Source organism: Pseudomonas putida (assembly GCF_016406145.1).
Lineage (GTDB): Bacteria > Pseudomonadota > Gammaproteobacteria > Pseudomonadales > Pseudomonadaceae > Aquipseudomonas > Aquipseudomonas putida_E.
On record NZ_CP066306.1, the window covers coordinates 3,683,961 to 3,701,435 of the forward strand.

Annotated in this window: 16 protein-coding genes and 1 pseudogene; 7 read left to right on the forward strand and 10 right to left on the reverse strand. The window is 55.7% G+C overall.

What is annotated here, in order from left to right; all coding sequences use genetic code 11:
* Positions 1-218 precede the first annotated feature (218 nt).
* From JET17_RS16950 to JET17_RS16980, 7 genes are read right to left on the reverse strand one after another with little or no spacing between them, the layout of a single operon-like run.
* The gene (locus JET17_RS16950; RefSeq protein ID WP_012315183.1) at positions 219-1,001 is read right to left on the reverse strand and encodes an SDR family NAD(P)-dependent oxidoreductase; all 783 of its coding nucleotides are present in this window, start codon (positions 999-1,001) and stop codon (positions 219-221) included.
* Positions 1,002-1,032: 31 nt separating this feature from the next.
* Positions 1,033-1,824 carry an enoyl-CoA hydratase/isomerase family protein gene (locus JET17_RS16955; protein ID WP_012315184.1) on the reverse strand — a complete coding sequence of 264 codons (792 nt, stop codon included), beginning with the start codon at positions 1,822-1,824 and terminating at the stop codon, positions 1,033-1,035.
* Positions 1,821-3,002, reverse strand: coding sequence for a thiolase family protein (locus tag JET17_RS16960; RefSeq protein ID WP_012315185.1), 1,182 nt, complete (start codon positions 3,000-3,002; stop codon positions 1,821-1,823). The genes JET17_RS16955 and JET17_RS16960 overlap by 4 nt, the downstream gene beginning before the upstream one ends.
* A gap of 28 nt (positions 3,003-3,030) precedes the next feature.
* A complete protein-coding gene (locus tag JET17_RS16965) occupies positions 3,031-4,704 on the reverse strand; it encodes a long-chain-fatty-acid--CoA ligase (protein WP_012315186.1) in 1,674 nt (557 codons plus the stop codon).
* Positions 4,705-4,718: 14 nt separating this feature from the next.
* Positions 4,719-5,777: a CaiB/BaiF CoA transferase family protein gene (locus JET17_RS16970; RefSeq protein WP_012315187.1), complete on the reverse strand. Its 1,059-nt coding sequence runs from the start codon at positions 5,775-5,777 to the stop codon at positions 4,719-4,721.
* Positions 5,774-6,919 (reverse strand): acyl-CoA dehydrogenase family protein, encoded by a 1,146-nt coding sequence (locus tag JET17_RS16975; RefSeq protein ID WP_012315188.1) that lies wholly within the window; start codon positions 6,917-6,919, stop codon positions 5,774-5,776. The genes JET17_RS16970 and JET17_RS16975 overlap by 4 nt, the downstream gene beginning before the upstream one ends.
* A 35-nt stretch (positions 6,920-6,954) precedes the next feature.
* Positions 6,955-8,124, reverse strand: a complete 1,170-nt coding sequence (locus JET17_RS16980) for a helix-turn-helix domain-containing protein (protein WP_012315189.1) — start codon at positions 8,122-8,124, stop codon at positions 6,955-6,957.
* Between the two features lie 267 nt (positions 8,125-8,391).
* Here JET17_RS16980 and JET17_RS16985 point away from each other — a divergent pair, with 267 nt between their 5' ends.
* Positions 8,392-8,733, forward strand: a complete 342-nt coding sequence (locus JET17_RS16985) for an SDR family NAD(P)-dependent oxidoreductase (protein ID WP_012315190.1) — start codon at positions 8,392-8,394, stop codon at positions 8,731-8,733.
* Positions 8,730-8,942, forward strand: coding sequence for an SDR family NAD(P)-dependent oxidoreductase (locus JET17_RS27530; protein ID WP_012315191.1), 213 nt, complete (start codon positions 8,730-8,732; stop codon positions 8,940-8,942). The genes JET17_RS16985 and JET17_RS27530 overlap by 4 nt, the downstream gene beginning before the upstream one ends.
* A 311-nt stretch (positions 8,943-9,253) precedes the next feature.
* Here JET17_RS27530 and JET17_RS16995 read toward each other — a convergent pair whose 3' ends face one another.
* Entirely contained in the window at positions 9,254-10,282 is a 1,029-nt protein-coding gene (locus JET17_RS16995; RefSeq protein WP_012315192.1) for an AraC family transcriptional regulator, read from the reverse strand.
* 499 nt (positions 10,283-10,781) lie between these two features.
* Here JET17_RS16995 and JET17_RS17000 point away from each other — a divergent pair, with 499 nt between their 5' ends.
* From JET17_RS17000 to JET17_RS27845, 5 genes and pseudogenes are all read left to right on the forward strand, one after another.
* Positions 10,782-11,483 (forward strand): nitroreductase, encoded by a 702-nt coding sequence (locus tag JET17_RS17000; RefSeq protein WP_012315193.1) that lies wholly within the window; start codon positions 10,782-10,784, stop codon positions 11,481-11,483.
* Positions 11,484-11,628: 145 nt separating this feature from the next.
* On the forward strand, positions 11,629-13,413 hold the full coding sequence (locus JET17_RS17005; RefSeq protein ID WP_012315194.1) for an acyl-CoA dehydrogenase: 1,785 nt from the start codon (positions 11,629-11,631) through the stop codon (positions 13,411-13,413).
* A 65-nt stretch (positions 13,414-13,478) separates the two neighbouring features.
* Positions 13,479-14,459: an IS5-like element ISPa16 family transposase gene (locus tag JET17_RS17010; protein ID WP_012315195.1), complete on the forward strand. Its 981-nt coding sequence runs from the start codon at positions 13,479-13,481 to the stop codon at positions 14,457-14,459.
* Between the two features lie 731 nt (positions 14,460-15,190).
* A pseudogene (locus JET17_RS27325) lies at positions 15,191-15,559 on the forward strand (IS66 family transposase zinc-finger binding domain-containing protein); the annotation flags it as partial.
* Between the two features lie 29 nt (positions 15,560-15,588).
* Positions 15,589-15,663 carry a hypothetical protein gene (locus JET17_RS27845; RefSeq protein WP_225522085.1) on the forward strand — a complete coding sequence of 25 codons (75 nt, stop codon included), beginning with the start codon at positions 15,589-15,591 and terminating at the stop codon, positions 15,661-15,663.
* Between the two features lie 239 nt (positions 15,664-15,902).
* Here the strand turns inward: JET17_RS27845 and JET17_RS17020 are convergent, their stop codons facing one another.
* Positions 15,903-16,373, reverse strand: coding sequence for a hypothetical protein (locus tag JET17_RS17020; protein WP_012315196.1), 471 nt, complete (start codon positions 16,371-16,373; stop codon positions 15,903-15,905).
* 210 nt (positions 16,374-16,583) lie between these two features.
* On the reverse strand, positions 16,584-17,438 hold the full coding sequence (locus JET17_RS17025) for a toll/interleukin-1 receptor domain-containing protein (RefSeq protein WP_012315197.1): 855 nt from the start codon (positions 17,436-17,438) through the stop codon (positions 16,584-16,586).
* Positions 17,439-17,475: the final 37 nt, after the last annotated feature.

The following is a 17,475-nucleotide window of genomic DNA, read 5'->3' on the forward strand; positions in this document are numbered from 1 at the left end:
ATGCCATTTACTTTTAAAACCCACTGAGACCGCAGGCACAGTGCGTTTTCCTGATAGCTTGACGACCTCGCATGCCTAACAAAACAGCCTTCCGCCGAGTTAAATACAGCGCTGCCCCATAATTCAAATTTGCCGCCTTACTGCTGGAGGCACGGGACACGCGCTGCCTATTTCTCTGCATTGCTAGTTGCAATAAAATCTTTAAAAATATAAGCGTCTTAACGTGGTGCCATGCGAATGGCGCCGTCCACGCGGAGAGACTCGGCGTTCATGTAGCCACAATTGACGAGAAACTCGACGGTCCTCGCGAATTCGTCAGGCTCACCCAAGCGCTTAGGAAATGGCACAGATGCCGCGAGCGCCTGTTGCACGTTGTCAGGAAGACTTTGCATCAGTGGCGTACCAAACAGCCCAGGCATAACGGTATTGACTCGGATACCTTCGTCCATCAGGTCACGCGCGATCGGCAAAGTCATGCCTACAACAGCCGCCTTGCTTGCAGCATAACTGGCCTGGCCGACTTGACCGTCCTGTGCAGCCGCCGAAGCGGTGTTGATGATGACACCGCGGTCGCCATCGTCCAGCGGCGCAAGCGTCATCATGCCGGCGACCGATTTGGTGATACAACGGAAAGTGCCTAGCAGGTTAATTTGAATGATGCGATTAAATCGATCTGTAGTGCATGGACGAATTTCACCAGTCTTCTTGTCTCGGCTAACGGTTTTAACAGCATCGGCAGTACCCGCACAGTTAACCAAAATGCGTTCCTGTCCGATAGCAGCACGGGCTTTGGTAAATGCCTTGTCCACTTGCTCGTCAGAAGTCACATCTACATTGCAGTAAATGCCACCGATTTCGTTTGCCAGCGCCAAGCCTACTGTCTCGTTCATATCGAAAATGGCGACTTTCACGCCATACCTGGCCAAACGCCTTGCTGTGGCAGCCCCCAAACCAGAAGCACCTCCTGTGACAACGGCAGAAATGTCTGAATTCAGTTCCATGATAACCTCCTCGTTTGGTAACAAATATGCGTTACTGGCCAGTGAACTTGGGAGCGCGCTTGCTCAAAAATGACGCTTGCCCTTCTAGGTTGTCGGCTGAACGCAAAGCGACGAAGAAATTGCGTTTCTCATGTTCCAAACCTTGCGCCAGCGGTGTTTCGAAGCTGGTCAAGGCCGCATTTTTTGCGAGAGCCACAGCCAACGGCGAGTTGAGAGCGATTCGATCGGCCATAGCTCGCGCAGTGGACAACGCCTCTCCATCCACTGTCACTTGAGCTACGATTCCGGCATCACACGCCGTACGAGCATCGACAAAATCGCCAGTCAGCAGCAAGGCCATAGCTTTTGATTTACCTGTGGTGCGAATCAGGCGTTGGGTACCTCCCGCACCAGGGATGGCGCCCAGCTTGACTTCCGGCACACCGAACTTAGCTGACTCGCCAGCGATCACGATGTCGCATGCCAATGCCAGTTCCATACCACCGCCGAGCGCAAACCTTTCCACCGCTGCGATGACGGGTTTTGGGAAACTGCCTAGTTCCGACCAGAATGTGCCACCCGCCGCAGTTCGATCGCCCAACAACGATTCGGTACGAATTGCATCGAACGCCGTGATATCGGCTCCAGCGCAAAACATGCCCTCGGCACCGGTGACTATGACTACTCGCACAGTATCGTCGTGACGCAGTTGCGCAAACTGTGCACGGAGGCCTTCAAATACCAGGCTGTTCAAACTGTTCTTTGCGCTTGTGCGGTTGATGGTCAAAATAACCGTGGCACCTTCACGGCTGACAAGTACTTCGCTCATGATGGTCTCGTTCATTCCAGTCGCTCGATGATGGTGGTATTGGCCGTGCCCGACGCTTCACAGATAGTTTGCAGGGCATAGCGTCCGCCTCGGCGTTCGAGTTCGCACAGCAAGTCAGTAAGCATGCGGGCACCGGTGGAACCCAGCGGGTGGCCGATCGCTATCGAACCGCCGTTGACATTGAGCCGATCGTCCGGGATACCAAATTCCTGCTGGAACATAAGAGGCACTCCACCGAAGGCTTCGTTGACTTCAAACAGATCGATGTCGTCGAGACCCAGCCCAGCTTCCTCTAAGGCCTTACGAGTCGAGTCAAGAACAGCAGTGAACTGGATTACAGGATCTGCTGCGGCCACAGCGGTACTAACGAAGCGCGCTCGCGGCCTCAGCCCGTGTTGCTCGGCATAGCCGCGACTGGCAATCATAAGCGCGGAGGCTCCGTCGCTAAGTTGCGATGCGTTGGCCGCTGTGGTACCTCCGTTATCGGCAAACACCGGCTTGAGCTTGGCTATCTTCTCTAGGCTGGTATCCGGGCGCACACCTTCGTCGACGCTGATCAGCGCGCTATTCGGATCACTTGGATCCTCGGTGAGCCGGACCAATTGGGCACTAAAGTTGCCGGCTTGTGCGGCTTGGTGGGCACGCTGATGACTGCGTACGGCGAACGCATCCAGAGTCTCGCGTGTGAGGCCAAAACGCTTGTTCATCAATTCTGATGACACGCCTTGCGGAGTCAGTGGGGTACTCTGGTAACGTGCTAGCTCGCGCGGGCTATATTGCAATCCAAGCGGCGCTCCGGGCTTAAACGACGGAGGCATGGGAGCTTGCGACATCGACTCCACCCCCGCACCGATAACCAATTTGTAAGCGCCTGCCTGGATGCCATGCACTGCAAAACTCACCGCTTGCTGGCCAGACCCGCATTGCCGGTCGACCGTCACCGCAGGAACAGATTCGGGCAACCCTGCAGCCAACACGGCATGACGACCTAAGTTGCCGTGCTGCTGATCCCATTGAAGTACACACCCAACGATCACATCGTCTAGGTCTAATGGGTCAATACCAGATTGTTCCACCAACTGGCGCAGCGTTTCGGCCAATAGGTCCACGGGATGCCATTTATGCAAGCGCCCCCCGCGTTTACCCACGGGGGTGCGGACCGCACCTACGATGACGGGTTCAAGGTTATTCATGCTGGTTTCCTATCCAAGAAAGTCGGTGCTACTGGGCGTAGCGATCTGCCTGTTCAGCTCGTATACGTTTTTTGTCAATCTTGCCGACACTGGTCTTGGGGATGGCCTCGACGAACAAGATCTGGTCTGGCAACTGCCATTTGGCGAAGGCACTGCTGAGGTGTTCTTGCAGTTGTTCTGTGGTCACGTTATGCCGGGGCCTCAATACCACCATGGCCAGCGGCCGTTCCTGCCACTTTGTATGAGGAATTCCGACAACTGCGGCGTCGCACACGGCCGGGTGGCCCATGAGCAGGTTTTCCATGTCGATGGAGGAGATCCACTCACCGCCGCTCTTGATCACATCCTTGATACGGTCGGAGAGCTTGAGGTAACCGTTTTCGTCGATCGTTCCGACATCTCCTGAGCGCCACCAGCCACCCTCTAAGAAGCGATCAGTGGAGTCAGGCGTGTTGTGGTAGCTCGTCGTGATCCAGGGGCCACGTAGACAAATTTCGCCTGCTGACTTTCCATCATGCGGTAGGTCCTGGCCTTCCTCGCCTAGGATGCGGATTTCTACACCAGTAACGACCAGGCCCTGTTTGCGCTTAAGGTTCCACTGCGCGTCCAGCGTCAAGTGCTTCTTCAGGATGGGCTTGAGGCGGTTGAGAGATACCAGCGTCGTGGTTTCGGTGGCGCCATAGGCATGCACCACCTCAGCTCCAGTGAGTTCGTGGAACCCTATCATCATCGACAGCGGCGGCTCGCTGGCACCGGAAAGCATGCGCATGCGGTTAAAGTCTGGCTTGACCGGCAAAGTCTCGATGTACTGCAGCATGGGTTGGAAGATGGCCGGTGCACCGTTGGCGACTGTTACGCCTTCAGCAATCATCGCGTCCACCAATGGCCTAGTGTCCTCGGCGGCGTAACGGCCTGGTAACACGATCTTGTTGGCCACCAGTACCGCAGCTTGCGGCAAGCCCCAACACTGCCCGTGAAACATGGGCGTAATGAGCATGGTACAGTCGTCTAGCGTAATGCCAAGATTGGTGGCCATGGCCGTGGAATGCAGGTAGATGCCACGGTGCGAGTAATACACACCTTTAGGTCTGCCCGTTGTTCCGGTGGTGTAGCAGGCACTGTAGGCTGAACTTTCCTCGATTTCGGGCCAGTCAACCGTATTATCGGAGGCTGCCAGGAGATCCTCGTAATGCAACAGCGGCGTCAGGGAAGTCTTAAGCTGGGCTAACGGCTTGTCAGTCATGACGATCCAGCCCTTGATCTGAGGAGAATGTGCAGCGATTGACTCGGCCACTGGCAACAGTGATTCGTCCACACAAACGTAGGACACGTTGCTGTGGCCGACCACGTACCCCAGATCCTCGTTGCCCAGTCGCAAGTTCATTTGCAGCATCACCGCGCCCAGACCAGGAATCGCCCAGTAGAGCTCGAAATGCCGTCGGCTGTTCCAGTCCAAGATACCCACCCGATCACCTACCCTGACGCCAAGCGCGCGAAGGGCATTGGCGCTGCGGCAGATCCGCACATAGCAGTCGGCATATGTGTAACGAGCCCAGCCTCCATCTTGTGTACGGTAAACAATCTCTTGCTCAGGGTGAGTGCGAACGGCGTGCCGGATCAGTGTCGTAGTGTTGAGCTGACGCGTATCGCCCATGGTGGAGGGGCAGCCGCGAAGGGGCTGGGTGCGCCGGGCAGTATCCATCACTTTCTCGTCTCCTATATTGTTGTTGTGTTCAGTGCCTGGAACCGTGGGGCCGGAGAAACTTCGATGGCACCCGAAGGTGAGGACTGATAAATGCCCCGTGCTGCGTTGTGCGGATGTAGCACTGCTTCGGCCAAGCTGAGCACGGGAGCAAAGCAGGTGTCGCTGCCTTCAAGCAGTTCACACCAATACGCCTGGGGCTGACTGCGAATCAGAGTCGCGATGCGATCTTTGAGCGATGGCCACGTTGCTATGTCGTACTGATCGGTAGGATCCACGTCAGATAGACCCAGCTTCGACAGCAACAGTGCATGGAACCCAGGCTCCACCGCTGCGAGGCTGATGTAACCTCCGTCGGAGCAGGAGTACACGTCATAGAACGGCGAGTCGTGAAATGGGCTCGGCCGGTCGCTATCGATCTGTCCATTTGCACGGATCCAATGCACCAGTGTGCCTAACATAGCCACAATATCGACGATCGCTGCATCTACTACTCGGCCATGCCCGGAGGCACGCGCATCCACCAAGGCGCAGGCGACGCCGAAGGCGAGGCCCAGAGCGCCGGCTGCGTCACCGAGTACGGTGGGCGGTACAATAGGCGCTTGCCCCTTGTGCGCCGACAATGACAGCAATCCTGTTAGCGCTACGTAGTTCAGGTCGTGACCGGCGGCCTGTGCGAGCGGGCCTTCCTGTCCCCAACCTGTCATCCGGCCATACACGAGCCTAGGATTGCGCGCCGCACATTCAACAGGCCCAATCCCCAGCCGTTCCATCACCCCAGGACGGTATCCCTCAATCAGTGCATCGGCCTGACTGATCAACTCCAGGGCGCGGGCCTTGCCGTGGAGCGACTTCAGGTCAACGACCTCGATCGTCTTTCCGCGGTGCAACGGGTTTGCCACTGTTCCACCCAGCCGCTGCGCCGCAGCCGCCTGCTCGGCTCGGGCAAGTACGATCACTTCAGCCCCCATGTCGGCCAGCATTCTGGCCGCCAGCGGACCTGGGCCGATGCCCTCAAACTCAACTATCTGGATACCATGAAGCGGCATATGCAGCAGCTGAAGCGCGCTCATAGCTTCCTCGCGATCAGTTCTTTCATGACCTCGTTCGCGCCACCATAGATTTTCTGTACGCGCGAGGCTGCGTACATGCGTGCGATTGGGTATTCAGCCATGAAGCCGTAACCGCCAAACAATTGCAGGCACTCGTCGGTCACGCGGCACTGCTGTTCAGTGCACCACCACTTGGCCATGTACGCCGCTTCGTCGTCGAGCGTTCCGTCCAGTAGACGCTGAATGCAATCGTTAACAAAAGTGCGCACAACGTGAGCGATGGTGGCTAGCTCGGCCAGTTTATGGCGCGTGGCCTGCATATCGAACAGCGGAGCACCGAAGATCTTGCGCTCCTTCGTGTATTCAATGGTGAGCTCCAACGCCCGATCAATGACGGCTGCAGCTGGTACTGCGATCGACATACGTTCATAGGGCAATTGGCCCATGAGTTGCTTGAAACCGTGCCCTTCGACACCACCAAGTAATTGATCAACCGGCACGCGCACGTCTCCAAAAAAGAGCTCGGCTGTGTCCGAGGCTGGCATGCCAATTTTTTCGAGCAATCGGCCTACGCGGAATCCAGGTAAGTCCTCGGTCTCCACCACGATCAGAGACAGTCCCTTACTACCCACCTCGCCGGTGCGTGCGACCACGATTAAAAGACTGCAAGTAAAGCCATTAGTGATGAACGTCTTGGCTCCGTCGATCACATAGTGATCGCCATCGCGGCGGGCACGTGTGGCGATGGCCTTGAGATCGGTACCGCAACCAGGCTCGGTCATCGCGATACCGGCCAACATCTCACCGCTGCTCAGTTTGGGTAACCAACGCTGTTTTTGCTCTTCAGTACCGAAGTCCATGATGTAATGTGACGCGATACTATGCACTGTGACGTTGTTAGGCATTTCAGCCTTAGTTAGCTCATCCTGCACTACCAGTTGATAAGCAAGGCTGGCTCCAGCACCGCCGTACGCTTCGTCCAATTCCGGTAGCAGAAAGCCCATTTCACCGAAGGGACGCCAGGTCTCGCGTGGGATATAGCCTTGTTCACGCCAGCCGGGCAGTTTGGGAGCCATTTCGGCGGCGATATAGCGGCGCACCTGTTCGCGAAAGGTCTCGATATCGCTGTCCATCCAGGAATGACGATGTAGTTGTGGCAGCATGAGAACGCTCCTCAAAAGAATGGTACGGTGGAGTATTAGGGCTTGGCCTGAAACAAGGGCCCGAGTTGCGTTGCAGCAAAACACTGCGAGTGCTGGCGAAGAGTTGAATCTTTGCGTTCTGAGACCATACAAGGCCCCTCGTTGGCATAGGGCTGCGCGACCTGCCTGCCAATACACTGTGAGTTGTCTTCTTGTACATGAGGGAAAAACCTGATACGTCTACCGGGTAGATAGGGGTAGCAAGCAGCAGCCCTACGGCGTAACTCGCTCGGCGACATTCCAAAGAATTGTTTGAACGTGCGACAAAAGTGGCTGGTGGAGTTGAAGCCCCAGCGGAAAGCAATCTCGGAGATCTGCAGGTGCTTGCAAGCTGGATCGGCGAGTGTCTGCCGACACGCATACAATCGGCTTTCCAAGATATGGCCGACCACCGTGGTATCGCTCTGCGCAAAAAGCGCATGAAGGTAGCGCACCGAAATGCCCTGTGCCGCAGCGATGCGCGTCGGGATCAAGTTATCTTCATGCAAATGCTGAGCGATGTAGGACAACACTCGCTCCCTCAAAGCATTCTTTGCCGTAAGTTTGCTAGCGCACGGCGGTTCGGGCAGTGCAATGTCCAGCAGCCCGATCACCGTGCGGCATAGAGTGAAGTGTGCAGAAGGCGGTACAGCATCGATCTCTTCGGACAACCCGACCAGGTGGCGGCTTAGCAACGAACCCACGCCTGTACGGGTATCGATACGACAAGCTGAAGGCGGCTGCTTGCGCCCCGGCAGATACTCGCGCAAAAGTTGCCACGGAATCATAAGAGACACACTGCATGCTCGCTCTAACACTTCATAGTCTTGCCGCCGATCAGAGCGCCAGACGAACATATCACCCGCACAGATCTGCTCACCCCATTGCCGCATCCGCACACGACCGCTCAGATGCAACTGCAGAGCTATGTAGAGCTCATCGCCCCATTGCGAATATGCAAGTGGAAACCGGCCAACGCAGGGATCGACCACAATGTGCACCTGGGAGACTACTCCGAGCCCATTTGCTCGCAACTTACGTTGAAACTCAGTAAGCTCCGCCGATGAGGATAGATTCCAACGCTGGAAGCAGCCTTGAAAACTATGTTCCATTGCCTCCAACGCATCATTCCTGCCATCGATGGAAACGTGGTTAGTGGGCAATTCCGTGAGTGACTGTTTTTGCACTTGTTGCCTCCAGAATTTTCTTCCAGGCGCAGTTGCCTATCAGCCCCGGTCGTCTGCACGTAACGCTTACGTTCGGTGCAACGGTGATGGCGCCACAGGCATGTAGAAGATCATAGGAAACGGTGTCTAGTGCGGCAATGACGGATCGTCTCGATCAACTGACAAATTACCTCTTTCGACAAAGCATTGCGGGTGGCAGCCCCAACTTATCGAACCTACGCTAACCACTGGGCATTGATGTTCCACTGCAAACGCACGGAGATGGTGATGGATCTTGGTGCAATGCTTACCGGCAAGCAGGTGTTGGTAACGGGGGCCTCTTCAGGTCTGGGCGAGAACTTCGCCCGGCTGGCTATCGACTGCAAAGCCAATATGGTGATCGGAGCACGGCGCAAGAATCGGTTAGACGAATTCGCCAAGGAACTGGAGAGGCCTGGCTCCCCACAGATCAGCGTACTGGAAATGGATGTGACATCCGAACAATCCCTCGACCAAGCTTTCGCCGAGCTGGACATCTCGGGTGCCATCCTTGAAGTTGTAGTAAGCAATGCAGGGGGTTCCATCGGTAGTCTTTCGCTCGTACTTACAGCGAGCGATTCCACTCGTTGATAGCTATCAACGTACGCGGTGCACGGCTAGTTGCAACGTGCGCAACTCAACGCCGGGCAGACTCTGGGCGAGGAGGTTCGATCATTAATATTGCCTCAACACTAGGCGAACGTGTGATGCCGAGCCACATGCTATATTCGACTTCCAAAGCAGCTGTCGTCCACAAGACAAAGAGTTTGGCCCTCGAATGGGCACTGTATTTAATCTGAGTCAACGCAATCGAACCTGGCCACACTGACACAGACATTACTAATACCATGTAATACACTGACTATGGCAAGGCACTCATTAAGCGTATCCCAATGCGCCGCCTGGCTAATCCAGAGGACTTCAACGGACTTTTTCTATTACTCACACCCGAGGCCGGATCATGATTGACGGGGACATGCATCCCTGTCGACGGCCCTCACCTGTGTTCATCGCTTTGAAGACTTTAGTGGGTTTCTAATTACCTGGAAAGCATCGCCCTTGCCAAATTAGCAGCAGCTATATGCCTTTCTGAAACTACGTCGATACAGAACTAATACTGCCTCGTAAGTGATCGATAAACACCAGGTGCGCAACCAGTCCACGATTTGAAGGCCCGCTGAAATGCGGTACTGTCAGCGAACCCCAACTCGACAGCGATGGCGCTCAGCGTGGCATCAGTGCTGGTCAATCGAACAATCGCCATGTCGCGCCGCAACTCGTCTTTTAACATTTGAAACGATTTCCCCTCCACAGCCAGATGCCGCTGTAATGCACTGACTGATACATGCAACCGCTGCGCAGCATCAGCCAGATCAGGCCACGCAGGACACGCATGCTGCAATAGCATTCGCACGCGCGCGCTGGATGTTCGCTCATTTAAATGTGGTCCGACTAGATTACTTGGCGTGGCGCGCAGAAATGTTTGGAGTGCGACGGTGTCACGGCGCATCGGCTGCGCAAATGCCGTGGTTTCAAACCAGACCGCCGACCTCTCCTGCCCGAACCTCAAAGTACCAGTAAAGATTCGGGAGTAATCTGAGGCATGTGGAGGTGGTTGAAAGGCAAAATCGAATCTCTTAGGCACCAGGCGACCGCCGTGCAACCATACAAGCAGGCGCCAGAAAACCCGCAACAGCAGTCCATGCAGGAAATCGGAGTGCTCAACTGAGACGTCACGCGCACAAAGAGCTGCTCCACTAAGCGAGTCATCGGAAACCGGAACAAGATCAATATCATCCTGCAAGAGGGCGAAGGACTCGCTGACGCGCTCAAGGGCGGCCGCAACTGTCTTTGCCCCGAGCGTTGAACGAGCTATCAACGCGAAACTGCCACTACGCAACGGCCGACCACGTAGATAGCCCAGACATTCATCATTTAGGCTTTCCTTCACGGCGCTAAATAGCGCGATGTACTGCTCGACGGTCACACGCGACTGGCCCAGATGCAGAAGCGATTCGGCGATACGGGCCTGCGCCAGAACGCCACACAGCCAAGACTCAGTGGCTAGTCTTTTTTCGCGCGCACCATCAAGCAGACCATGCACGGCGAAGACAGGAACAGTGTCGACAGGTTTTAACATGATCGATGCAAGCAACTTTTATTGTTGGCACAGAACCCAAGCCTACACTAAATGACTCCGAATTGAGATGCCCTCTGCACAGCGCTACCCAAATAAGCATCCGTGCCGGTTGGCAGGGCAGATTCGCTTGCCCCTGCGCACACAAAATCAACTCACCATGCGCTAGCGGGCAAGACGCGTCCGGACTGAGTGCCCAGAATACTCCTCGGCAGCACATCCAAGAAACGATCGTAAGCGAGAATGAGCAAGTCAGCGCCGAGACGTCAGCGGGAGTCACTTCAAGGTTCAGTTGCCAAGTTGACCCCGGCTACGACGTGTTCTCCGCAATCCAGATCTGCTGATCGTCGCCGGTGCATCCCTCTCGTACAAAGTGAGCGAGATCGCGTGCCTCTTGTCACCCATGGGTATTCGGTACTTACGCTTTCGCACCACCTGTCCTCGGTACCGCGAAACTATCCGGAGCACTCGCCGTATAACTTAGCTACCAGGAAAGTATGTTATGTCTGGCAATAACGCGCCTACGAGCGACATACCGATTGAAGTGGTAATGCGCGGACGTCGTTCGGTTCGGGCCTTTCTGCCGACCGCTGTGTCCCAGGAAATGGTGGCTGACATTCTGTCGACGGCAGCCAGCGCGCCCAGCGGCACCAATACCCAGCCTTGGCAGGTTATCGCTGTAGCAGGTGAGGTCAGGAAACGCTTGTGTGACCGTGTGGTGGAGGCCTTCAACCATGAACAAGGAGAGCATCAGTCCGAATACGATATCTATCCGGCCGAGTTCGTGGAACCCTACCTGACTAGGCGGCGCCGGTGCGGTCTTGCGCTTTATGCTGCTGTCGGAATTTCTAAGGGAAACACGGCTGCAATGCGCGCCCAACATACGCGCAACTTTACCTTTTTCGATGCACCGGTAGGTTTGATATTTATTTTGGACCGGCGTATGGCCTTGAGCAGTTGGGTGGATTACGGCATGTTCTTGCAGAACATCATGTTGGCTGCCCGCGCTCGAGGGCTCGACACCTGCGCACAGATGGCATGGGCCCTCTACCCACGTATTTTGGGCGAAATTTTGGCAATCCCAGACCAACACATGGTGCTGTGTGGCATGGCACTGGGCTATGCCGACCCAGCGGCTGCAGAAAACAGCATGCGCACCGAGCGTGAGCCAGTCAAAAACTTCACACGCTTCTGCGGATTCTGAGACGCATGGTGGATCATGCATCCACATTAGTGCGATCGGCCTCCCCCTTCTCATCCATAACCGCTCAGCGTCGATAGTGCTGAAGTAGCACCGACCTCGACTGACTCTGCTAGACGCCTAATCGCCATTACAACGGGAGTTCACTATGTCTGTCTACACTGCACCCTTGCGTGACATGCTGTTCACGATGAAGGTAGTTGGAAACTTAAAGGCGATCTGTGCCCAGCCTGGCAACGAGGAGACTACGCCTGAATTGGTCGAGGCAATCCTGCAGGAGGCTGCCAACTACGCTGCCGGCATACTGGATCCGTTGAATCGTTCGGGAGACATACAGGGCGCGCGCTGGCACGATGGCGAAGTCACATCCGCCGAGGGCTTCCGCGAGGCCTGGTCCAGCTTTTGCGAGAACGGTTGGATCGGCATGCCGGCCTCCCTCGAATGGGGTGGACACGGCCTGCCGACGCTGGTGTCTACCGCCGTGCTGGAAATGTGGAAATCGTCCAACTTGGCTTTCAGTCTGTGCCAGATGCTCACACTCGGTGCCGTGGAGGCGATCGCTCATCACGGCAGCAATGCGCTCAAGCAGCGCTTTCTCGAACCTATGGTCGCCGGCCGCTGGACCGGGACCATGAATCTTACCGAGCCGCAGGCCGGGTCAGATCTCGCGGCACTGCGCGGCCGCGCCGTACCCGAGGGCGATCACTATCGTATCGTCGGCAACAAGATCTTCATCACCTGGGGTGAGCACGACATGGCCGAGAACATCGTTCACCTGGTGCTCGCTCGCCTGCCCGATGCGCCGCCGGGCGTGAAGGGCATCTCGTTGTTCCTATGCCCCAAATTCCTGATCAATGCCGACGGCTCTCTTGGTGAACGCAATGACTTAATCTGCACGTCCATTGAGCACAAACTAGGCATCCATGGCAGCCCCACAGCGTCCATGAGCTTTGGCGACGGCGGAGGTGCTATAGGCTATCTCGTCGGCGAGCCTCACCAGGGGCTGGCCTGCATGTTCACTATGATGAATCACGCGCGCCTAAACGTCGGACTGGAGGGCGTAGGTGTTTCCGAGCGAGCCTACCAGCATGCGCGCAGTTATGCGCTCCAGCGCGTGCAGGGAAAACCGACGCTGGCCGGTAGCAGTACCATCGCCGGCCACGCCGACGTGCGGCGTATGCTGATGGACATGAAGGCACGCACCGAGGCCATGCGCGCAGTGGCTTACTTCTGCGCCGGCCAGATGGATCGAGCAGCCGGCCACCCCGACGCGCAAGAGCGCACGCAGGCACAGGACCTAGTCGGCCTACTGACACCGGTAGTCAAAGGTTGGTGTACTGACAACGCAGAGGGCATCACTTCCGACGGCGTGCAGATACATGGAGGCATGGGTTACGTAGAGGAAACCGGTGCCGCGCAGTACTTCCGCGATGCTCGCATCACAACAATTTACGAAGGCACCACTGGCATCCAGGCCAATGACCTGATTGGCCGCAAGATCGCACGAGAGGGTGGACGCACGATAAAAGCGTTGTTGACCCGTATAGACAGCGATGCTCGCCGGCTAATGGATGCGCACGACCCTGAGTTGTCGCCAATCGGTCACGCCCTGATGAGGGCGGCCATGGCCCTCGAGGAAAGCGTCGACTGGCTGCTCATTAACAGTGAAACGCAGTCGCAGAACTGTGCTGCAGGTGCCGTTCCGTTCCTACGGCTGGTGGGCACAGTAATCGGCGGCTGGCTTTCGGCGCGCATGGCCGAGGCCGCCACGACACAATTGTCATGCACCCCGAGCGACACGGACTTTCTCCAGGCCAAGATCATTACGGCCACTCACTACGCGACGCACATTCTGGTAGGGGCCTCCACGCTACGAGACATCGTAGTTCATGGCGCTGCCAGCACATTAGCATTGACGGATGATCAACTCTAAGGAAGGTCTGAAAAAGACTTCCCGAATCTGGTGAAATACGCCGATCCCGCCAGCCGAGTTTTTCCATGAAGCAGATGACCTTCGCCGACGCCGAGTACGCCGGCAAGCGCAAGCAGACCCGTAAAGAGCTGTTCCTGATCGAGATGGATCAGGTGGTGCCGTGGAAAGGACTGATTGCCTTGATCGAGCCGCATTACCCCAAGGGCGAAGGTGGTCGGCCCGCCTATCCTCTGCTGGCCATGCTGCGTATTCACCTGATGCAGAACTGGTTTGGCTACAGTGATCCGGCAATGGAGGAAGCGCTGTACGAGACGACCATCCTGCGCCAGTTCGCCGGGTTGAGCCTGGAGCGCATTCCCGACGAAACCACCATCCTCAACTTCCGTCGCTTGCTGGAGAAACATGAACTGGCAGCCGGCATCCTCGGCGTAATCAATGGCTACCTGGGGGATCGCGGCCTGTCGCTGCGCCAGGGCACTATCGTCGATGCCACACTGATCCACGCGCCCAGCTCGACCAAGAACCAGGACGGCAAGCGCGACCCGGAAATGCACCAGAGCAAGAAAGGGAACCAGTATTACTTTGGCATGAAGGCGCACATCGGCGTAGATGATGAGTCGGGGCTGGTACACAGCGTGGTAGGCACGGCAGCCAACGTGGCGGATATCACCCAGGTCGACAAACTGCTGCACGGTGACGAGAACGTCGTCTGCGCCGATGCCGGCTACACCGGCGTCGAAAAGCGCCCCGAACATGCTGGCCGCGAAGTGATCTGGCAGGTCGCAGCACGCCGCAGCACCTACAAGAAGCTCGATAAACGCAGCGCCCTGTACAAAGCCAAGCGCAAGATCGAGAAGGCCAAGTCACAAGTGCGAGCGAAGGTCGAGCACCCGTTTCGAGTGATCAAGCGCCAGTTCGGTTACGTGAAGGTGCGCTTCCGTGGCCTGGCCAAGAACACCGCTCAGCTGGTGACGCTGTTCGCGCTGTCGAACCTATGGATGGCGCGCCGACATTTGCTGACTACCGCAGGAAAGGTGCACCTGTAATGCGGAAAATGGCTGCTGCGAGGTGCTCGCGGCGGCCAAAAACGGAGAACTGAGCGGGTTACCTGGTCGATTTTGATCGACGGCCCGCTTTCAAAAGCAGCGAGGGCTGAAGTCGACCGGAAATACAGGGTTACTTCAGACCTTCCCTAAGCCCGGAACACATAATGCAATCTGAACGACTATCATGTCGAAATCTGAAGATTGGGTATGAACACCTGCTCTCGCAACTCATCGGAGAATCCGTACTTTCTCGGCGACAACACGATTTACGGCGGTATCTCGCACAGTTTTCTGAAAACAGGTGTGATTTACGCACCGATCACGAACAGCTTTCCGGAGTAGTACACGGTCTATTCGGGGCAATAATTACGCGTCGAGGCGTCCGGCGGACGATATAGTTCATTTGCCGCGGCCGTCGATGTACACGGCCAATGCGCAGGCCGTGGCGGCCACGACCTGCGCCGACTCAAGGAAACCGTAGTTATCTATGAATTGTTTGATATGTGCGACGCAGGCTGAGTCCAGCGAGTGCCCCCGTGGATGGGAGGAACGCCGTTGCTCCCAATGCGGGCGTTATCGAATGTCCCAAGCTCTCATCCGAGTGATGATGGAAGAGGGACAGATTTTCGATACTGAGCGCATGCGGGAGTGGTTAGGAGCACGGCGAAATCTAGAGTCGGTTCCCATCATCGATCATTCCAATGCGATATTGGTCCGTTGAGCTGGAGAGTAGCCCGGTGCAAAGCAGCTTGCTGGATGACCTGCTCGACACAGACCTTGAAGCGATCGAGGCCGAGCTAATACAGCTCCTTCCAACTGCGTCGCAGGCCGAATCACTGCAATCCCCAAAACGCGCGCCCTTGCCGTCGCAATTTCCACGCACTGTGATTCGTCACGAACCCGAAAACACCCAGTGCGCGTGTGGCTGCTAACTCCAACGCATCGACGAAGACTTCAGCGAGAAGCTGGATTACACGCCTGGCGTATTTACCGTCGAGCAACACGTACGTGGCAAGTGAACCTGCCATCAGTGCGAAACACTGATCCAGACGACGGTGCCGGCGCAGGCTATCGACAAAGGTATCCCGACCGCAGGAATGGGAATGATCCGTATACCTATCTCAAAGATGTGCTGACGCGGCTGCCGACGCAGCGGGCCAGTGAGATCGGGCAATTGCTACCGCATCAATGGGTTCCGGCCTGACTTACGCAAAGTGAATTGGGCGGCCGCTTACAGTGCACTCACATCCTCAACGACCTCAACATTGGCACACAGACTCTTCCTTACGAGAAGCGTATGAGCATGAAAAGAGCGACTGCTAACGCGGAGCCTGCGGCAGTTGATACGTGTAAGAACACTGCGCGAAACTGTTACCACCAGATCTTGGTTGAGTCGACCTCCATGCGGACAGAGGGCGCTGCCTAGCTGCAAGAAGACACTGTCTAATAAAACCGTTCGTAGTCGTCCGTGAAGCCGCCAAGGACAGCAAGGACTGCCAGAACGGCAGTACTCATTTCAATAAGCAAGCGCGCGCGAACCGGATCATCCCAGCCAGCAGCACCATGCTTGCCGCCATGGAACAAGTTGTTGCGAACGGTCTTGACCGACTTAACAACCTTATCAAGATCAGATGTACATTTTTCAAAACTAATAGGCTGCCAAGCCAGTTCCAGATTGTCAGAGACGATCTGCTGGTCGGGAGGCGATGCAAGCAAAGCCTCGGCCTCCATCGATAGCTCATACGCCTCAGCGTGCTCTACGACAAAACATTTCCAACCTGGCTCTGCGCTGAGACCAGGTCTCTTGTTCTTCAAGTAGCGGTTTTCCTTGAGGCAGAACTCGAATCGAGAGAACCGATAAAAGAACTCAAACGCGATCCTCGAAAAATCATCCTCTATCTCATTTCTGCGCATGTAGCCTCCTGCTCTCCAGTGCGTATCAGAATCGGCTTCATATATTGAAACGGGAGCGAAAGAGCTGCCGCTCTCGCGTCACCGTAACGTGCATACCACAGACATCGCACACAATAGCCCCGTATGCCATGCCTGGGCCTCAATCGAGTAATGGAATTCGACCTTACATGAATCCGGGCCCTACACATGAAAATCTTGACACTGCACCCGCTATGCAATGGGCTCAAGAGCACGGGCCTCACAGAGACCTTTGAACTTAGCTTCGAGCTCATACGCATAGTACAAAGCATCTAGCCAAAAATCGCCGGTCTCAGGCGTCGTCTGAGCCAATGTCCTCAGTGTACTCCCATCGAGCTTTGGAAGGTGCTCGTTGACGACCTCGAATGCAAAAGAAGCTGATCCAAACGCCTTCTCCACTAAGTAAGACTCCATTGCGCCTACGATCTTTCTGCGTAAGCGCTTACGCACCAATGGCCTGTAACGTACCTTGGCACTGAAAGCGAGCTCGGAGTAAATCCAGGGAGACAACGTACGGTCACCCTCTGCAAAGCCCTCGTGACCTTTAATCGGGATCGAATTTTTGGTATTGAAAAAAATAAAGCACTCAGCCGCGTCAATCATTCGATGCAGCTCTTCATTCAACATCAAATAAAGTGAGGCTGCGACCTCATTACACTTTTCATAGGAAAAATTGGTAAAATCCCCGACCACTTCACTGTCGGAGTAATGCTTGTTGACTTTTAACAAGAGGTCACCAACGTAACCCCAAACGCATGAATCAACAAACACGCTGACACCTCGCTTCTCCAAGGACAAAGCAAACTCAATAGCTTTGCGCTCATCCCGGTGCGAATGTGAAAGGAAAATCTGGGCATCTTGCTGAGGGAAAATCCTCAGCGTTAGCTCCTTGACATCTATGATATCTTTGTTGTCGATCTGACCGATGACATAATCGGCCAGATCATTCACGACCACATCTCGCGCTTGATCACGAAAGTTATTAACCGCCGACCCACTAATCATCTCAAAAGGCTTGTAATTTTCAAGCTCAAAGCCGATGTACATATACAATCCAATGACTAGCCAATTTTGACTGGCACCA

Coding starts and splice junctions, on each gene's coding strand:
- JET17_RS16965 (WP_012315186.1), bottom strand. CDS start 4,704: ATGGATACTGCCCGGCGCACCCAGCCCCTTCGCGGCTGCCCCTCCACC.
- JET17_RS16975 (WP_012315188.1), bottom strand. CDS start 6,919: ATGCTGCCACAACTACATCGTCATTCCTGGATGGACAGCGATATCGAG.
- JET17_RS17005 (WP_012315194.1), top strand. CDS start 11,629: ATGTCTGTCTACACTGCACCCTTGCGTGACATGCTGTTCACGATGAAG.
- JET17_RS16950 (WP_012315183.1), bottom strand. CDS start 1,001: ATGGAACTGAATTCAGACATTTCTGCCGTTGTCACAGGAGGTGCTTCT.
- JET17_RS17020 (WP_012315196.1), bottom strand. CDS start 16,373: ATGCGCAGAAATGAGATAGAGGATGATTTTTCGAGGATCGCGTTTGAG.
- JET17_RS16985 (WP_012315190.1), top strand. CDS start 8,392: ATGGATCTTGGTGCAATGCTTACCGGCAAGCAGGTGTTGGTAACGGGG.
- JET17_RS16970 (WP_012315187.1), bottom strand. CDS start 5,777: ATGAGCGCGCTTCAGCTGCTGCATATGCCGCTTCATGGTATCCAGATA.
- JET17_RS16960 (WP_012315185.1), bottom strand. CDS start 3,002: ATGAATAACCTTGAACCCGTCATCGTAGGTGCGGTCCGCACCCCCGTG.
- JET17_RS16955 (WP_012315184.1), bottom strand. CDS start 1,824: ATGAACGAGACCATCATGAGCGAAGTACTTGTCAGCCGTGAAGGTGCC.
- JET17_RS16995 (WP_012315192.1), bottom strand. CDS start 10,282: ATGTTAAAACCTGTCGACACTGTTCCTGTCTTCGCCGTGCATGGTCTG.
- JET17_RS17025 (WP_012315197.1), bottom strand. CDS start 17,438: ATGTACATCGGCTTTGAGCTTGAAAATTACAAGCCTTTTGAGATGATT.
- JET17_RS17000 (WP_012315193.1), top strand. CDS start 10,782: ATGTCTGGCAATAACGCGCCTACGAGCGACATACCGATTGAAGTGGTA.
- JET17_RS17010 (WP_012315195.1), top strand. CDS start 13,479: ATGAAGCAGATGACCTTCGCCGACGCCGAGTACGCCGGCAAGCGCAAG.